Source organism: Oerskovia sp. 140933, assembly GCF_059651515.1.
This window is the reverse complement of the sequence record NZ_JAMXIO010000014.1, coordinates 1-17,886: the sequence shown is the minus strand read 5'-3', so window position 1 is coordinate 17,886 and position 17,886 is coordinate 1. Positions and strand designations below refer to the sequence as shown.

Here is a 17,886-nt window from a genome sequence, read left to right as displayed (position 1 = left end):
GGACGCGGGTCAGGCCAGGCGGGGGAAGGTCGGCACGGGCGGGCCCACGCGGTCACGCCCGGCCGCCTGCCTGTCTGCCGTCGCGGCCGGGAAGAGCTGCTCGCGCAGGCGCGCGGCGCCATCGGGCACGAACGGCGAGAGCTCGGCGGCCACCACGCGGCACGCCTCGACGAGCCGCGCGAGGACCTCGTCGAGCCGCTCGCCCGCGCCGGGCTCCCCGGCCCGCTCGCGCACCGCGAGCTCCCACGGCTTCTCGGCGTTCAGGTACCGGTTGGCCGCGTCGACGATGCGCCGCACGGCCCCGGTCGCGGCCCGCAGGTCGTCATCGGCGAGGGCGGCGTCCACGGTCTCCTGCACCTGCCCGACGGCGGAGCCCAGCTCGCCGGGTCCCGTCGCCAGGGCGTGGGGCAGCGCGGGCACGACGCCGTCCCGGGACCGGTGCACGAGCGTGAGCGTGCGGTTGACCAGGTTGCCCACGCCGTTCGAGAGCTCGTCGTCGTGCCGGGCCACGAGACGCTCGATCGTGAACTCGGCGTCGCCCAGGAGCGGGACCTCGCGCGCGAACCACCAGCGCAGCGCGTCGGTGCCGTAAGCGTCCACGAGCCTGACGGGGTGCACCGCGGTGCCTGCGGACTTGGCGAGCTTGGCGCCCCCGGCCGTGACGTAGTCGTGCACGTGGATCGTGGTGGGCAGCGGCTCGCCCGCCGAGAGCAGGAGCGCGAGCCAGTAGACCGCGTGGAAGCGCGTGATGCCCTTGCCGATCACGTGCACGCGTTCGTCGCCACCGGACCACCAGGCGCGGTAGTCGTCCGCGGCGCCCGGATCGGCCGGGTCGGAGCCGTAGCCCAGCGCGGTGACGTAGTTGGTCAGCGCGTCCCACCACACGTAGACCACCTGCGACGGGTCGCCCGGGACGGGGACGCCCCACCCGTCCGAGCGGGTCGCGGGCCGCGAGACGCTGAAGTCCTCGAGCCCGGCATCGAGGAACGCGAGGACCTCGTTGCGCTTGGCGGCCGGGTTGACGCGCACGCGCCCCGACGCGATCTCGTCGCGGACCCGGGCGGCGTGGCGCGAGAGACGGAAGAACCAGTTCTCCTCGACGACGTGCTCGGGCAGAGGTGCGTGCTCGCCGCAGCGGCCCGAGGCGTCGAGCTCCTCGGGGGCGTAGAACTGCTCGCAGCCCGCGCAGTACAGGCCGTCGTAGGAGCGGCGGTAGAAGTCGCCCGCCTCGGCGCAGCGCCGCCACAGTGCCTCGACGCCCGGTCGGTGGCGGGGGTCGGCCGACGTCGACAGGAAGTCGTCCGTGGACAGCGACAGCGCGGAGCGCAGGTCCCGGAAGTCCTGGACGCGCTCGGTGACGAACTCCCCGACGGTGCGGCCTGCGGCCCGGGCGGCCGCCACGTTCTTCAGGGCGTGGTCGTCGGTGCCGGTCAGGAATCGGGTCGGGCGCCCGCGCAGTCGCGCGTGGCGGGCCAGGACATCGGTCTGGACGAGCTCGAGCGCATGGCCGAGGTGCGGGTCGCCGTTGACGTAGGGGATCGCCGTCGTGACGTAGAAGGTGGGGCGGCTGGTTGCCTGGGCGGTCGAGGTGGGCATGGGAAGGTTCCTCACTGCGGTGCGTGTCTGCTGTGGTACCTCGACCGCACCGGGCCCGGACGCACGAAAGGCCTCGCTGCAGCGAGGCCTTGGGTGGTGGAGCGCGTGGTCAGCGCATCACGAGGGGCCCCGGGTGGGGCGCATCATGACGGTCGACGAGCAGCTCATGGCCCGACCCTAGCAGGGTCCGGGAGCGGGGGAGGGGCTCCCGGCGCCCGCGTGCGAGCCGTCGAGGGCCGTGCCTACGGTGGCGGGCCCGAGGGTGCCGGGCGCCACGAGCGACCGGCGGTCCCCGGGTCGACGAGCCGATGCCCCGACCGAAGGGAATTTCCATGAGTGCGCGACGAACCCCCGACCAGGCACCTCCGGCGGACGTGAGCCCCACGGGCGTCCCGGCCGACCAGCGGGACCCGGACCCCCGCGCCCAGCAGGGCGACCGGCTGACCACGGCCCAGGGGCTGCGCGTCCATGACACGGACCACTCGCTCAAGGCCGGACCTCGCGGCCCGGTGCTGCTCGAGGACCATCATCTGCGCGAGAAGATCACGCACTTCGACCACGAGCGCATCCCGGAGCGGGTCGTGCACGCACGGGGAGCTGCCGCGCACGGCGTCTTCACGTCGTACGGGAACGCCTCGGCGGTCACCAAGGCGGGTTTCCTCGCGCAGGAGGGCACGGAGACCGAGGTCTTCGTCCGCTTCTCGACGGTCGCGGGGTCGCGGGGCTCGGCGGACACGGTGCGTGACGTCCGGGGCTTCTCGACGAAGTTCTACACCGACGAGGGCGTGTACGACCTGGTCGGCAACGTGATCCCCGTGTTCTTCGTCCAGGACGCGATCAAGTTCCCGGACCTGATCCACGCGGTCAAGCCCGAGCCGGACCGTGAGATCCCGCAGGCGCAGAGCGCGCACGACACGTTCTGGGACTTCGTGTCCCGGCACACCGAGGCCCAGCACACGACCATGTGGGTCATGTCGCCGCGCGGGCTCGCGGCGTCGTACCGGACGACCGAGGGGTTCGGGGTCCACACGTTCCGCATGGAGAACGCGGCGGGCGAGACCTCGCTCGTGAAGTTCCACTGGAAGCCCGTGGCAGGCGTGCACAACATGGTCTGGGAGGAGGCGCAGCTCGCGGCGGGCTTCGACCCCGACTTCCACCGGCGCGACCTGGCCGACGCGATCGAGGCGGGCGCGTTCCCCGAGTGGGAGCTGGGCCTGCAGGTCATGCCCGACACCCCGGACGAGACGTTCATGGGCATCGACCTCCTGGACCCGACCAAGATCGTGCCCGAGGAGCTGTGCCCGGTGCAGAAGGTCGGGCGGCTGCGGCTCACCGCGAACCCGTCGAACTACTTCGCCGAGACGGAGCAGGTCGCGTTCCACCCGGGCCACCTGGTGCCCGGGATCCAGGTCACCAACGACCCCTTGCTCCAGGGGCGCCTGTTCTCCTACCTGGACACGCAGATCAGCCGCCTGGGCGGACCGAACTTCGCGCAGCTCCCTATCAACCGCCCGCACGCTCCCGTCGACGACATGCTGCGTGACGGGATGCACCAGACCGCGGTCCACGAGGGGCTCGGGACGTACCAGCCGAACTCCCTGGCCGGCGGCCTCCCGGCGGTGTGCCCCGTGAGCGACCCGGGGGTGTTCGTGACGCTCCCGACCCCGGTGGCGGGCGAGAAGGTCCGGGAGAACCCCGTGTCGTTCGCCGACCACTTCACGCAGCCGCGCATGTTCTGGAACTCGCTCACGCCGATCGAGCAGACGCAGACCGTGGCCGCCTACACGTTCGAGCTCGGCAAGTGCGAGAGCGAGGACGTCCGGGTGCACCAGCTGCGGGCCCTGGCGAAGATCGACGCCGACCTGGTCGCGCGCGTCGCCGCAGGCCTGGGCCTGGCGGTCCCCGAGGGCGAGCCGGGCGACGGTCGCGAGGGTGCGGGCGAGGGCCCGGGGGCGGGCGAGCCCGACGGCGTCACGCGAACGGCCGCGATCTCGGAGGTCAGCGACGTGCCCGGGCCGATCGCGGGGAGGAACGTCGGCGTCTTCGTGGGTGACGGCGCGGGCGACGGGTTCGGGGCCCTGCGGGAGCGTGTCGAGGCCACGCAGGCCCTGCTCAAGGTGGTCGCGTCGCACGGCGGGACGGTAGGGGCCGGGGACGGCGCGCTCGCGGTGGACCGCACTCCCGCGACGGTCCGCTCGATCGAGCTCGACGCCGTGGTGATCGCCGACGGGGCCGCCGGGTCGGCGCTCGCGGCGCACCCGCGGACGCGGACGGTGCTGGAGGAGGCCTTCCGCCACGGCAAGGCGATCGCGGCCTGGGGTGACGGGGTGGACGTCCTGGTCGCCGCCGGGATCGACACCGAGGCCGAGGGTGTCCTGACGTCCGTGGCGCTGACCGACGACCTCCTCGACCGCCTGGTCGAGGCCGTGGGTCTGCACCGCGCGTGGGGCAGGCTCTCGGCGCTCGAGGCCGCTGGCACGCAGGCCTGGTAGCGGCCCCGGGCCACGCCCCACCCGGCCCGACGACGGAACGCGCCTTCCCGCGGGAGGTGCGCTCCGCCGTCGGGCCGGGAGGGGCTGCTCAGCTCGTCGAGCTCTCGATCGTCGTCTGCTCGGCCCGCATCAGGTCCTTGAGCCGGGCGGTGTCGGCGTCGTCCCACCCGTCGGGGGCGTTGAGCGCCGACCAGCCGTCCGCGTACTCGAGGTAGTAGACGTGCCCGTGGCCGGGCGGGATGTCGGAGGCGGCGGCGACGAAGAGGTCGCCCGTGAGCTGCCAGAACGTGACGAACGGCCGCCACTCGACGGCGTCGAGCACGTCGGGGCCGCGGGGTTCGCGCATCCAGTCGGGCTCGGACCAGAGGGTCGCGGGGGACCACCACGTGACCCCGTCGGACGCGTGCTGGACGTACACGACGCGTGGGGTCTCCCACGTGCCCGGCACGTCCCAGACGTTGGCAGCGCTCGACACCTCGGTGCCCCAGCGGACCTGGCGTCCCTCCTCGTACACGGGCGAGTACTCGAGCGAGCCGGGGTCGCGGTTCGTCGTGAAGTGCGTCCAGTTGGGCGTGAAGTTGGGCGTGCCCACGAACATCGCGCCGTCGGTGCGGGTCGTCATGTCCTGCAGCCCGCTGAACGCGCCCTGCGCGCCGAACGAGCCGAGCGAGATGCCGAACGCCATGAGCTGCGGCCGTGAGTCCGCGGGCTGGGCGGACCACGCCTGGTACACGGCCTCGTAGAGGGCCTTGCCGGCGTCGGGCGGGGTGCTGCGGTCGCCCACGAAGCTGATCCAGCTCGGCAGGTAGGAGTACTGCATCGAGGCGATCGCGGTGTCGCCGCCGTGCATGAGCTCGAGCGAGCTGCTCATGCCGGGGTCCACCCAGCCGGTGCCCGTCGTGGTGGCCACGACCAGGACCGAGCGGTCCCAGGCGTTCGTGCGGTCGAGCTCGTCGACCACGCGCTGCGCGGTCGCCTCGAGGTCGCCCGCGGGGTCGAGGCCCGCGTACACGCGGATGGGCTCGCGGACGTCGGCCGGGTCGATCACGTCGCCGCCCGCGGCGAACTCGGTCAGCTCGGCCTGCGTCGGGCCCAGCGCCACGAACCGGCGCCCCTCGGCGCCGAGCGACTCCCAGGACGAGCCGGACCCGGGCGAGCCCGAGCGGTCGGGGGACGTGGGCGGCGTGAGGTCGGGGTCGATCTTCTCGTTGGCGGTCGCGTAGACGTTGTTGAGCATGTGCAGCACGCCGGCCCAGATGACGCCGTTGAACAGCAGCACCACGACGACCGCGACGATCAGGCCGCTCAGGAACCGGGCGACGGGCTTGGGCACGACGTTGTCGACGAGCAGGCTGACCCACTGCGCGACGCGGCGCAGCGCTCGGGCGACCTGGAGCACGGCGAGCGCGACGAGGACCGCGACGAACACGACGACGACGTCGTTGGCGGGCGCCTGCTCGGGCATGCCGAACAGGGCGCGCAGCTCGTGCTGCCAGCGCGCGCCGAGGACCAGGAAGAGCGGCACCAGGACGAGGGTCGCGGCGCCGAGGACCCACCAGGCGATGCGGCTCACGCGCGGGCTCCAGCGGATCCGCAGCCCCACCTTGAGGGCGAACCACTCGACGAACGCGCCGATCCCGTACCCGCCGACCATGCTCATGCCCGTGATGAGCGCCTGGTAGTACCAGGCGCGGGGGATGAGCGAGGGCGTGAGCGAGTAGCAGAAGAACAGCAGGGCGAGCACGAGCCCGGTCGTGGAGAAACGTCGGAGGTAGTGCTGGAGCCACGCCCAGGCCCGACGGCGCAGCGGCGGCCGGGCGCTCGGGTCCGCGCCGGGGGGCGGGCCTGCGGTCGCTGGGGTGGGGTCGGGCGTGGTCGTCGCCAGGGGGCGGACCGTGGTCCGGGCGGCGCTCGCCGCCCGGTCGCTCGGGGCGTCCTCGGACCGGCGCGTGGCGTCTGGCTGCACGGTTGCGATCGTACGGGGCTGGGGGGATCGCGCCACCGCGAGCGAGGCGGGCCCCGCGGGGCCCGCGACGCTCACGGCAGGTAGCCGCCGATGAGGCCGTCGACCCATGCCTGCTTGTCGGCGCCCGAGCAGTCGCTCGTGTAGTTGACCCACGAGGCGCCGAAGCGGAGCGCGACGCAGTCGGCGACCTTCTCGCTCGCGTTGCTGCCGAACGCCCCTGCCATGAGGCCGTCGATCTGCGACCACGACATCCCGTGCGCCGCCATGAGGCGCCCCTGGTAGATGTGTGCCATCTCGTGGCGGATCACGTCCTTGGTCTTCGACGTCTGGTCGCCCAGCCGGGTCGCGTTGACCAGGATGGTCGACGTGTTGCCCTTCCACACGCCGCCGAGGTGGCCGGCGAGGCCGGGGTCGTCCCACGAGAGCGAGACCCCGCCGTTGCCGGGGAGCCCGCGCAGGGTCGCTTCGCCGACCTCACGGATCGAGCGGGCCGGGGCAGCCGGTGCCGCGGGCGTGGCAGCCTGTTCCGCGACCGCGGCGCGGGCGGCCTGCTCGTCGGCGGCGCGCTTCGCCGCTGCGGCCTGCTCCGCCGCCACCTTCTCGGCCGCGACGCGCGCGGCCTCCGCCGCGGCTGCCTCGGCTGCTGCGGCCTGCTCTGCGGCGAGCCGCTCGGCCTCGAGCCGTTCCGCCTCGATCCGCGCGGCCTCCGCGGCGGCGGCCTCTGCCTGCTCGACGTCGTACCGGGCGGCCTCCTGGCGGACCTGGGCGTCGAGGCGCTCGGTGCGCTCGACGGCGGCGCGGAGCCGCACGAGGCTCCGGACGAGGAGGGGGCGCGGTGCCTGTGCCGTGCTCGCGGCCTGGGCGGTCACGTCGCCGGTCGCGCGGTCCAGGGCGCTGCGCAGGACCTCGTCGACCTTGCCGGCGGACCGCTCGTGGGTGAGCACCGCGCGCTCGACGAGCCGGGTGGCCCGGGCGTGCGCCTGCGCGCGCTCTGCGTCCCGGGTGTCGACGGCGACCGCCGCGGTGCCGTCGGTCGCGGACGCCGGGGAGTCGCCGCCGCGGACGGTCGCCGTCGCGCTCACGAGCGTCACGACGAGGGCGACACCCACGAGCCGCCACCCGACGGATCGGCTGCGGGGTCGCCTGGCGGTCGAGGTCGAGCAGCGGCAGGTGTCCCCGTCGCACGTGGCCTCGCACGAGCGGGCGTCGGTCGGGTCGAGGGAGTCGCGCATGACTCCTCAATGCAGGCACGGTCGCGCTCAGCAGGTCCCGTCCGCATCGGTGCCCGTCGGTGCCGGCGGGCCCGTGGTCAGCGCTCGTCGTCCGTGGTGTCGCCGATGTATGTCGTGACGTCGTCGGGCAGACCGTCCTCGTTCATGTCGTCCGACCGCTTGCGCCGGGCGTCCCACCGCAGCGCGGTCGCGGCGAGCAGGGCCGAGGCGACCGACGCGAGGAGCACCGCGGCCTTGGCCGACTCGGTGTGCGCGGTGTCGGGGAACGACAGCTCGGCGATGAGGAGCGAGACCGTGAAGCCGATGCCCGCGAGCAGGCCCACGGGCAGCAGGTCGCGCACCCCGATGCCGGGGGCCAGGCGCAGGGGCGTGAGCCTCGTGACGAGCGCGGTGACGCCGAGCACGCCGATGCCCTTGCCGATCACGAGCCCGGCGATGATGCCGATCGCGACGGGCTGGCCGATCATCTCCCCGATCCCGCCGCCGTCGACGAGCGAGACGCCCGCCGCGAAGAACGCGAAGATCGGCAGCGCGATCCCGGCGGAGATCGGCTTGATGCGGTGCTCGTACCGGTGGGTCCGGGAGGTCCGCTCGCCGTGGATCGCGAGGGCGGGGACCGTGAAACCGAGGAGGACGCCCGCGACGGTCGCGTGGATGCCGGACGCGTGGACGAGCGCCCACACGACGACCGCGAGGGGCAGCAGGAGCCACCAGCGCGTGCGGCGGCGGCGCACCAGGACGGCGAACAGCGCGACGCCCACGAGCGCGACGCCCAGCGGTGCCCAGTGCAGGGTGTCGGTGTAGAACACGGCGATGACGACGATCGCGAGCAGGTCGTCGACCACGGCGAGCGTCAGGAGAAAGGTGCGGATCGCCGTCGGGAGCCCGCGGCCGAACACCGCGAGGACAGCGAGCGCGAACGCGATGTCGGTCGCGGTCGGGATCGCCCAGCCGTGCACGGCGTCCGCGCCCCCGCCCCACAGGGCGACGCTCACGAAGATGATCGCGGGCACGACCATGCCGCCCACGGCCGCGAGCATGGGCACGCCCGCCTCGCGCGGGTTGCGCAGCGAGCCGGCGACGAACTCCTGCTTGAGCTCGACGCCCACGACGAAGAAGAAGATCGCGAGCAGGCCGTCGGCGGCCCACGTGGACAGCGAGAGGTCCAGGTGCAGCGCCTCGGGGCCGATCGTGAAGGCCGCGAGGTCGAAGTACGCCGCACGCCAGGGCGAGTTGGCCCACAGCAGCGCGAGGACCGCGGCGCCGATCAGCAGCGCCCCACCCGTGGTCTCGCGGGTCACCCAGCGCTTCCAGCGGCGTGCGGCGCTCGGCCGGGTGGTCGCGGGAGGGACGTCGCCCGACGCCGTCGCGCCCGTCGGGGCACCCGTGCCGCCTTGCGGGTGGGCCGGGACGGGCGACGGGGAGGCCTCGCGGGGGGTCTCGTCCGGGGTGGGGGTGTGCTCGTGCGTGCTCACAGGTCTCCTGCGGTTGAGGGGTCGTCGACGTCACGCCGACCAGACTTCCCGGCACACCAGCGTCCCATCGTACGGGGTGCGTGGCTCGGCGGGTGAGCCCGTGGCGCACGGCGGGCCGACCGGCTCGGTCAGCCCGGATCCTCCACCAGTGCGGCCAGCCGGGTCACGGTGTTCCAGTTCCTCGCCGTGCCCCACACCCCGAGCGTCCGGAGCAGCACCGCGGGCGTCAGCCTCGAGGTCCCGACCCCGCCCTCGTACCAGGTGTAGCTCACGCGCCCCGACCACGCCATGTGCTCGACGCCGTACCGCGCCGGGTCCAGGGCGGCGAGCCGGTCCGGCGTGGGCGCGTGGGGGTGGAAGGCCAGCAGCAGGTGGGAGGGATCCGCCCGGGCCGCCTCGGGGAACGGGTTGTCCGCGACCGCCGCCGCCAGCTCCGCAGCGGTCAGCGTGAGCACGTCGACGTCCAGACCCAGCCGCTCGCGCAGGCCTGCGCGGACGAGGTGCGTGACGTCGTCGGGCCCCGTGATCCCCGACGTCCCCGGCGCGACGACGAGGTTCCCGCTCGCGAGGAGCGTGCGCGCTCCCGCGAACCCCGCGTCCTGCGCGACCGCGCGCAGGTCCGCCGACGGGACCTTGCGGCCCCCGCCCACGTTGACGCCCCGCAGGAGCACGGCGAACCCCGACGTCATGGGCTCAGCCCAGCAGGTCGCGCGCGGACACGGGCGCCACGGCGGGGGCCACCGCGACCGGAGGGCGCACCACGCAGCGGAAGCCGATGTGGCTCGTCGCGGTGTCGACCGCCTGCGGCGACCGGGCCGCGGGGCGGTAGCGCAGGCAGTACTCCGGCGCGCACAGGTGCGAGCCGCCCTTGAGCACCATGCGGGGGATCGTCGAGCCGGGTTCGGCGCTCGCGGCCGCACGCGGGTCCGGCGCGTCGCCGGACCCGGCGATCGCGCGGTCGGGGTGCTCGCCGGGCCCGTCCTGCGCCGCGCCCGTCAGGACGTACGCGGGGATCTCGACCGTGAGGGCGGCGCGGGCCGCCGCGACCTCGGCGGCCGAGCGCGCCCGTCCGGCGTGGTCGGGCGTGTAGTACGACGTGGTCCACTCCCAGACGTTGCCCGTCATGTCGACCAGGCCGTACCCGTTCGCGGGGAACGTCCCGACGGGACTCGTCCCGACCCACCCCTGCGCGCCCGTGTTGCGGTGGGGGAACGAGCCCTGCCAGTGGTTCGCGAGCAGCTCGCCGTCCGGGCGGTGCTCGTCGCCCCACGCGAACCGGGCGCCGTCGAGCCCACCGCGGGCCGCGTACTCCCACTCGGCCTCGGTCGGCAGCGACCGTCCTGCCCACGTCGCGTACGCCTGGGCGTCCGCGAACGAGACCTGCACGACCGGGTGGTCCTCGCGGCCCTCGACCGACGTGCCCGGCCCGTGCGGCGCGTCCCACCGTGCGCCGGGTCGCCACCGCCACCACTGCTGCGAGTCCGCGAGGTCGACGGGGCCGGTCGTGGGCGTGAACACGAGCGCTCCGGGCACGAGGTCCTCGGTCGCGACGCCGGGGTAGTCGGCGGGGTCGAGCGCGCGCTCGGCGACGGTCACGTACCCCGTCGCGGCGACGAACGCGGCGAACTGCGCGTTGGTCACGGGGTGCGCCTCGATCTCGAACGCGGCGACCGTCGCCTCGTGGGCCGGCGCCTCGTCGGGGTAGAACTCGGTCGAGCCCATGCGGAACGAGCCGCCCGGCAGGGGGACCAGGGGCGAGAGCCCGGCCGGGGCGTCGGCGTGCGCGAGCGGCGTCTCACCCTTCGGTCCACCTGTCGTGCGCGCTGCCTGCGCCGTGCCCGCTGTCCTGTCCATGCGTCTCCTCGTGTCGAGCTCGTCCTCGATGCCGTCCCGGTGTCGTCGGCGGCCGGGACCCGGCGTGCGCAAGGCCTCCCCAGGATGGTGCAGTCGTCGCTCTGACCTGCGACGACACCCGTCCGACAGGGGAGCCCCGGGCTGCTTCCCCCGACCCTAGCGCCGGGCACGTGCGTCCGTCAGCCCCGGACCTCCGGGGGACGCGCAGCCCGGGCGGTCCGGGTGCTCGCCGTGATGCCGCTCACGGGAGGGCGAACCCCCTCGACCAGACCGTTGCCCGAGGCGTATATTCCAGCCGGAGTATTCCGTCAGGGGTGAGCACGAGGAGGCGACACGGCACGCAAGGAGCTCTCCGCTGCCGCCCTGCTCCTCCTCGGGCTGCTCCACGAGCAGCCCATGCACCCCTACCAGGTCCACCAGACGCTCAAGCAGCGGGGCGACGACCGGCTCGCGAGCATCACCCCGGGCTCGGTCTACCACGCCATGGAACGGCTCGAGTCCGACGGGCTCGTCGAGGTCGTCGGCACCGACCGCGAGGGCAACCGGCCCCAGCGGACCACCTACCGCCTGACCGATGCAGGACGCGAGGTCTTCGCGGCCCGCACGGCCCGGCTGCTCGGTGCGCCGCGGCGCGAGCACCCCTGGTTCCCGCTCGCACTGTCCCAGGCCCACGCGATCGACCGGGCGAGCGCCCTCACGGCGCTGCGTGCCCGTCGCGCCGCGCTGGCCGACGAGCTCACCGCCTGGACCCGCAGGTACGACGACGTGCGGAGCCACGGGCTGCCCCGTCGCCTCCTGCTCGACGTCGAGCACGACCTCCACCGGATCGAGTCGGAGCTCACCTGGCTCGACGGCCTGCTGGCCGACCTCGACTCCGGCGCCCTGGACTGGGACGAACCCGTCCCGCAGTCCTTCCGCGACTTCGTCGCCGCCCGCTCGCGGGCCCAGGCCACGGACCACGTGCCCTGACCTTCCGCCGGGATCGCGCCCGGCGAGCGGCTGCTCGCGCAGCCTCCCGAACACACTTCTCCGACCTCAGAGGACCCCATGACCACGACCCCTCCCTCAGGGAGCCTGCCCGCGACCGGTGACCCGGCGTCGAGCGCTGCGGCGCCGTCGGCCACGGCCACCGCTCCCGCGGGCCCCGCGTCGGGCGCTCCCGCCGGACCCCCGCTCGTCGACCTCGGCGGGCGCAGCCCGTGGAGCATCCTCCCGGCCCTGTGCCTGGGCTTCTTCATGATCATGGTCGACACCACGATCGTGAACATCGCGGTGCCCACGCTCGTCGACACGTTCGACACGACCCTGACCGCGGTGGGCTGGGTCAACAGCGCCTACCTGCTCACGTACGCGGTGCTGCTCCTGCTGGCCGGTCGCCTGGGTGACCGGTTCGGCCCCAGGCCCGTGTTCGTCCTGGGGCTCGTCGTCTTCACGCTCTCCTCGCTGTGGTGCGGGCTCTCCGGGTCCGTCGAGATGCTCATCGTGGCCCGCGCGGTCCAGGGCGTGGGTGCCGCGCTCATGACCCCGCAGACCATGTCGATGATCACGCGCGTCTTCCCGCCGCGTCAGCGCGGTGCGGCGATGGGGCTGTGGGGCGCGGTCGCGGGCGTCGCGACCATCGCGGGCCCGCTGCTCGGCGGCGTGTTCGTCGAGACCTGGGGCTGGGAGTGGATCTTCTTCGTCAACATCCCCGTGGGGGTCGTGGCCCTGGTCCTGGCCCTGCGCAGCCTGCCGTCCCTGCCGACCAGCAAGCGCAGCTTCGACATGATCGGCGTCGCGCTCTCGATCGTGGGGCTGTTCCTGTTCGTGTTCGGCCTGCAGGAGGGCGAGACGTACCACTGGGGCACGGTCGTGGGCCCGCTGAGCATCTGGACGATCATCGGCCTGGGCGTCCTGGTGCTCGCGGCGTTCGTGCTGTGGCAGCGGCACCTCGGTGAGCGCGCGCTCCTGCCGCTCACGCTGTTCCACTCGCGCAACTTCTCGCTCGCGAACGTGTCCGGCATGGCCGTGTCGTTCGGCATGATCGGGATCTTCTTCCCGCTGACGATCTTCCTGCAGTCGATCCTGGGTCTCTCTCCCCTCGAGGCGGCGCTCATCAACCTGCCCGGCTCGCTCGTGTCCGGCGTCGTGGCGCCGTTCGCGGGCCGCCTCTCGGACCGGGTCCCGGGCAAGTGGGTCGTGGCCTCGGGCTTCGCGCTGCTCTCGGCCTCGGTCGTGTGGCTGAGCGTCGCGGCGACGCCCGACGCGAGCGTCTGGGCGATCGTCGCGCCCATGACCCTGTTCGGGATCGGGACGGGCGCGCTGTTCTCGCCGCTCGCGAACCTCGCGACCTCGGGGCTCGACCACCGCACGGCCGGGGCGGGCGCGGGCGCGTTCAACACGTTCCGCCAGGTGGGCGGCGTGATCGGCTCGGCCGCGATCGTCGCGACGCTCACGAGCAGGCTCTCGGCGACCCTGCCGGCCGCCGCGCGCGACGCGTCGGCGGCCCTGCCTGCCGAGCTCCGCCAGCAGTTCGTCGACGGGTTCGCCGCGGCGGGCGGCTCGCTCACCGGGGGAGCGCAGGGCATGGAGCTGCCTGCGGGCATCCCGCCCGAGGCCGCCGAGCAGATCCGCCAGGCCGCGACCACCGCGCTGCACCAGGGGTTCTCGCTCGCGGTCGGCCAGACCCTGCTCGTCACGGCGGGGGTCCTCGTGATCGGGCTCGTCGCGGCGCTCAGCATGCGTGCCACGCACGTCGCGCACGCGGACTGAGCGCACCGGTCCGCGGGGCGCCCTGCCGTGCGGACCACGGCGGACCGGGCCCGACGGCGGCACGCGAGCGCCGTCGTCGGGCCGGCTCGCGCCGTGCCGGGCGCAGGTGCCCCGCCGGCCCCGCCCGGCACCGCCCCTCAGCCGCGTCCCGCCCGCCCCGTCCCAGGGGGCGGGCGGGACGCTCACGTGAACAGCTCGTGACATCTCGGACGCACGGCGTGTTGCCTCGACACGGGAGAACCGCACGGGCGTAGTTTCGAACGTGACGGACGACACACGTCGTCCTCCGGGAGGCCGTCCGATGGAGTCTTCGCTCCGTGCAGGAGGGCCGGCACCGGCCCTTCGTCGGCCGGTCGCCTGCCCTACCCAGCGAGAACGGCGCCGCGCGCCGGAGGGAGCCTGCTGTGGTCCGAACCGCCCCTGCTTCTGGAGCTGCACCCGACGTCACCGTCGAGTCCCCTGAACCGACCCCTGCCGGGCGTCGCACCTTCGTCATCGACACGTCCGTGCTCCTGTCCGATCCGCGAGCCATGCTGCGGTTCGCCGAGCACGACGTCGTCCTGCCCGTCGTCGTCATCACCGAGCTCGAGGCCAAGCGGCACCACGCCGAGCTCGGGTACTTCGCCCGCAGCGCGCTGCGCATGCTCGACGACCTGCGGGTCAGGCACGGGCGTCTCGACGCCCCGCTGCCCGTGGGGGCCGTGGGCGGGACGCTGCGCGTCGAGCTCAACCACACGGACCCGACGGTGCTCCCCGCAGGGTTCCGCCTGGGTGACAACGACACGCGCATCCTCTCGGTCGCGGCCAACCTCGCGAGCGAGGGCTGCGACGTGACCGTGGTGTCCAAGGACCTGCCCATGCGGGTCAAGGCCTCCGCCGTGGGGCTGCGTGCCGAGGAGTACCGGGCCGAGCTCGCGATCGACTCGGGCTGGACCGGCATGGGCGAGATCGACGTGAGCGACGAGCAGATGGCCGACCTGTGGGAGCACGAGTCGGTCGAGCTCTCGGCGCTCGACGCCGCCACGGTCGCGGCCGCCGAGCCGCTCCTGGTGCACTCCGGGCTCGTGGTCCACTCGCCGCGGGGCTCTGCGCTGGGCAGGGTCACGGCCGACAAGCACGTGCAGCTCGTCCGGGGCGACCAGGACGTGTTCGGCGTGCACGGGCGCTCGGCCGAGCAGCGCATCGCGATCGACCTGCTGCTCGACCAGGAGATCGGGATCGTGTCGCTCGGCGGGCGTGCCGGCACGGGCAAGTCCGCGCTCGCGCTGTGCGCGGGCCTCGAGGCGGTGCTCGAGAAGCGGCAGCACCGCAAGATCATGGTCTTCCGCCCCCTGTACGCCGTGGGCGGCCAGGAGCTCGGCTACCTGCCGGGCTCCGAGGCCGAGAAGATGAACCCGTGGGCGCAGGCGGTGTTCGACACCCTGGGGGCGCTCGTGTCCACGGAGGTCATGGACGAGATCGTGGACCGTGACGTCCTGGAGGTCCTGCCCCTGACCCACATCCGGGGGCGCTCGCTCCACGACGCGTTCGTCATCGTCGACGAGGCCCAGTCCCTCGAGCGCAACGTCCTGCTGACCGTGCTCTCGCGCATCGGGCAGTCCTCCCGGGTCGTCCTCACGCACGACGTCGCGCAGCGTGACAACCTGCGCGTCGGGCGGCACGACGGCGTCGCCGCGGTGATCGAGGCGCTCAAGGGGCACCCGCTGTTCGCGCACGTGACCCTGACGCGCTCCGAGCGCTCGCCCGTCGCGGCGCTCGTGACGGAGATGCTGGAGAGCATCGAGGTCTGAGCCCGGCGCCCGTCGTGGCCCCGGTGCGCGTGCCTCGGGGCCACGACGCGGCGCGAGCGAGCCCGGCACCGGCGCGCGCCCATCTCACCCGTCGCGCCCGTCGCGCCCGGCGGGCGAGTCGGGACGGGCCGCGGCGCGACGGCACGGCATCATCGACGGATGAGCCCAGGCCCCGCAGCCCTCGTCCCGCCGGATCCCGCCTGGGGCGAGCAGGCGGTGGGGCTCCTCGCGGTCGTGCGGTCCGCCTTCGCCGTCCTGGACGGGGCGCAGGGCATGGCCTACGACCACATCGGGTCCACGGCCGTGCCCGGCCTCGCCGCCAAGCCGTTCCTGGACCTGCAGGTGCGCGTCCCGGTCCTCGTGGCCGTCGAGGACTACGAGGACGCGCTGCGCGCGACGACGTTCGTCCGGGCGCGGGGGAGCCGTCCGGACTCCCCGGGGGTCACGGCCGACGTCCCGCGGGGGACCTCACGCCCGGACGACCCGCTCGTCTGGCGTAAGGCGCTCTTCGTGTCGGAGGCGCCGGCGGCGATCCTCCACGTCCGCCGGGCCGACTCGCCCTGGGCCGCGTACACGGTCGCCCTCCGGGACCTGCTGCGAGAGGACGCGGGCCGGCGCACGCAGTACGAGGGCCTGAAGCGGCGGCTCGCGCACGAGCACGCCGCCGACGAGGACTACGACGACTACACGCGCGCCAAGACGGTGTTCTTCGACGAGGTCCAGGACGAGCTCGAGCGCAGGGTGCGGGCCGTCGGCGGGCCGGTCAGGTCCGCGCCGTACCGCTGACGCGGGACGCGCCACGCCGCGCGTGGACGAGCACGACGGCCAGCACGCCGACCACCGCGCCCACGGCCGTGTCGAGGGCCCGGTCGAGCGCGATGCCCTCGCCCGACCCGCCGAGCGACGTCATGAGCAGCGCCATGGGCGTGATGGTCAGCATCGCGAGGCCGTAGTGGCGTCCGACGACGATCTCGGTCACGACCTGCAGCGCGACGACGAGCGCCGCGGTCGCCCAGAAGCCGAGGTGCGCGTCGAGCAGCGGCCACGCGACCAGGGCGCCGACGACCGTGCCGAGCGCGCGCTGGAGCGCGCGGACCACGGCGTGCTGCGTCGTCGTGCCCTGGAGGGTCGCGGTCGCGCCCATCGCGGCCCAGGCGGGGTGGCCGAACCCGGCGACGTGCGCGACCGCGGCCGCGACCGCCGCGGCGAGCGTCACGCGGAGCGAGCGCAGCCGCCAGCCTGCGCTCCCGGTGAGGGACTCGCGCGCGGTCGCGCGCAGCGTCAGGCGTGGCGGCAGGTCGGCGGGCGTCCCGGCGGCCCCGGAGAGGTCGTCGGCGAGCCGCAGCGCGGTGGCGCGCGTGCGTCGGTGGGAGGCGTCGTCGGCGAGGACGCGCCGTGCGAGGGCCACGGCGTCGTGCGCCCGCCCGACGGCGCCGCGGTCGTCGGGCGCGAGGGCGGCGGCCTCGGCGGCGAGGGTCGCGCGGCGCACCGCGAGCCGGGCCGGTCCGCTGGGACGGAACAGGAAGCCGGCGAGGCACACGACCCAGGCGACGGCCACGCCCAGGAGCCCGGCGAGGCCGCGCGGGGCGAGGTCGGCGAACGTGGGGGCGCCGGCGAGCCCGGCACCGGCGGCGAAGACCACGATGGTCGCGCCGGGTGGCCCGGTGCGCAGGAGCTGGCACAGCGCGGTCATCCCGCCCGCGAGCAGGGCGACCACCCCGAGCGCGACCCAGGTGGGGGCGCCTGCGGCCGTGACCGCGGACGTGAGGAGGATCGACCCGACCATGGCCACGCCCACGAGCGTGAGCAGCGCCGCCCGGCGCCGGTACGGGTCGAACCGTCCGTAGAGCGACGTGAGCGCTCCGAGGGCCGCGAAGCCTGCGAGGTCCTGGTGGCCGCTCGTGGCGGCGATCACCAGGGCGATCGCGACGCTCGCTCCGCAGAGCAGGGCCGCGGCGAGCGTCGCGTCGACCGAGGTGAGCCGCAGGGCCGCACGCAGGTGCGCGGGGTCGAGGACCTCGCGCGCCGCGGTGCGCACGGGAGAGCCGTGGTCGGGTGGGCGCTGGTCGGTGGGGGTGTGGCCGGGCGCAGCGGTGGTGAGGGGGGAGGAGAGTGGCATCTCTTCGAGGATACGCTTCGTTCGAAGATGTTTCACAAGTGAACTATCTGCGCCGAGGCCCTACCCTGGTGCCGTGGACTACGTGGAACGCCTGCGCGAGCAGTGGGCGCAGCAGATGCCCGACGTCGACGTGTCGCCCATCGACTCGATCGGCCGGATCACCCGCATCGCGGCGCTCCTGGCGGAGTCGAGCGACACGGTGCTCGCGCAGCGGTCGCTGACCCGCCCCGAGCTCGAGGTCCTCACCGCGCTCCGACGCGCCGGCCGCCCCCTGCGGGCCCGCGAGGTCACGACCATCACCCGGGCCCCCGGTGCCTCGATCAGCAAGCGCCTCGACCACCTCGAACGCGAAGGCCTCGTCGAGCGGACCGTCGTCGAGCGCGACCGCCGGGGTGTGCTGCTCTCGCTCACCGAGGAGGGGACCCGGCTCGTCGACGAGCTCTTCCCCGCCCAGCTCGACCGCGAGCGTGCCGCGCTCGACGGGCTCACCGACGACGAGCGCACGCGCCTCGCCGAGCTGCTCGCGATCGTGCTGCGCCGCGTGGACCCCGTCGAGTACTGACGCCGTCCCCGGCCCGGGACGACGAACGGCGTGGGCCGGGTGTCAGCAC

At 74.3% G+C, this 17,886-nt stretch carries 13 protein-coding genes; 6 read left to right on the top strand and 7 right to left on the bottom strand.

The window, feature by feature from the left end; all coding sequences use genetic code 11:
• Positions 1-9: 9 nt before the first annotated feature.
• Positions 10-1,596: a methionine--tRNA ligase gene (gene metG, locus NHG27_RS09345; protein ID WP_497016090.1), complete on the bottom strand. Its 1,587-nt coding sequence runs from the start codon at positions 1,594-1,596 to the stop codon at positions 10-12.
• Positions 1,597-1,928: 332 nt separating this feature from the next.
• Between metG and NHG27_RS09340 the strand changes: the two genes are divergently transcribed.
• On the top strand, positions 1,929-4,088 hold the full coding sequence (locus NHG27_RS09340) for a catalase (RefSeq protein WP_193719589.1): 2,160 nt from the start codon (positions 1,929-1,931) through the stop codon (positions 4,086-4,088).
• A gap of 88 nt (positions 4,089-4,176) precedes the next feature.
• On the opposite strand, the gene NHG27_RS09335 is transcribed toward NHG27_RS09340, so the two are convergent.
• The 5 genes from NHG27_RS09335 to NHG27_RS09315 all read right to left on the bottom strand — a co-directional run bounded on the left by NHG27_RS09335 (position 4,177) and on the right by NHG27_RS09315 (position 10,483).
• On the bottom strand, positions 4,177-6,054 hold the full coding sequence (locus NHG27_RS09335) for an alpha/beta hydrolase (RefSeq protein ID WP_497016088.1): 1,878 nt from the start codon (positions 6,052-6,054) through the stop codon (positions 4,177-4,179).
• Between the two features lie 71 nt (positions 6,055-6,125).
• Entirely contained in the window at positions 6,126-7,286 is a 1,161-nt protein-coding gene (locus NHG27_RS09330) for a hypothetical protein (RefSeq protein ID WP_497016087.1), read from the bottom strand.
• Between the two features lie 77 nt (positions 7,287-7,363).
• On the bottom strand, positions 7,364-8,761 hold the full coding sequence (gene nhaA / locus NHG27_RS09325) for a Na+/H+ antiporter NhaA (protein WP_497016086.1): 1,398 nt from the start codon (positions 8,759-8,761) through the stop codon (positions 7,364-7,366).
• Positions 8,762-8,889: 128 nt separating this feature from the next.
• Positions 8,890-9,450 (bottom strand): DUF1697 domain-containing protein, encoded by a 561-nt coding sequence (locus tag NHG27_RS09320; RefSeq protein ID WP_193719593.1) that lies wholly within the window; start codon positions 9,448-9,450, stop codon positions 8,890-8,892.
• Positions 9,451-9,454: 4 nt separating this feature from the next.
• Positions 9,455-10,483: a formylglycine-generating enzyme family protein gene (locus tag NHG27_RS09315; RefSeq protein WP_497016161.1), complete on the bottom strand. Its 1,029-nt coding sequence runs from the start codon at positions 10,481-10,483 to the stop codon at positions 9,455-9,457.
• Between the two features lie 495 nt (positions 10,484-10,978).
• On the opposite strand from NHG27_RS09315, the gene NHG27_RS09310 reads away from it, so the two are divergent.
• The 4 genes from NHG27_RS09310 (at position 10,979) to NHG27_RS09295 (ending at position 15,942) form a co-directional block, all read left to right on the top strand.
• A complete protein-coding gene (locus NHG27_RS09310; RefSeq protein ID WP_497016160.1) occupies positions 10,979-11,584 on the top strand; it encodes a PadR family transcriptional regulator in 606 nt (201 codons plus the stop codon).
• Positions 11,585-11,662: 78 nt separating this feature from the next.
• A complete protein-coding gene (locus NHG27_RS09305) occupies positions 11,663-13,366 on the top strand; it encodes a DHA2 family efflux MFS transporter permease subunit (RefSeq protein WP_497016084.1) in 1,704 nt (567 codons plus the stop codon).
• Positions 13,367-13,896: 530 nt separating this feature from the next.
• Entirely contained in the window at positions 13,897-15,156 is a 1,260-nt protein-coding gene (gene phoH2 / locus NHG27_RS09300; protein ID WP_407671875.1) for an RNA 5'-3' helicase PhoH2, read from the top strand.
• A 159-nt stretch (positions 15,157-15,315) separates the two neighbouring features.
• Positions 15,316-15,942 carry a GrpB family protein gene (locus NHG27_RS09295; RefSeq protein ID WP_497016082.1) on the top strand — a complete coding sequence of 209 codons (627 nt, stop codon included), beginning with the start codon at positions 15,316-15,318 and terminating at the stop codon, positions 15,940-15,942.
• On the opposite strand, the gene NHG27_RS09290 is transcribed toward NHG27_RS09295, so the two are convergent.
• Complete coding sequence (locus NHG27_RS09290; RefSeq protein ID WP_497016081.1) at positions 15,920-17,275, bottom strand: FUSC family protein; 1,356 nt, start codon at positions 17,273-17,275, stop codon at positions 15,920-15,922. The genes NHG27_RS09295 and NHG27_RS09290 overlap by 23 nt on opposite strands.
• Positions 17,276-17,348: 73 nt before the next feature.
• On the opposite strand from NHG27_RS09290, the gene NHG27_RS09285 reads away from it, so the two are divergent.
• The gene (locus tag NHG27_RS09285; RefSeq protein WP_497016079.1) at positions 17,349-17,837 is read left to right on the top strand and encodes a MarR family winged helix-turn-helix transcriptional regulator; all 489 of its coding nucleotides are present in this window, start codon (positions 17,349-17,351) and stop codon (positions 17,835-17,837) included.
• Positions 17,838-17,886: the final 49 nt, after the last annotated feature.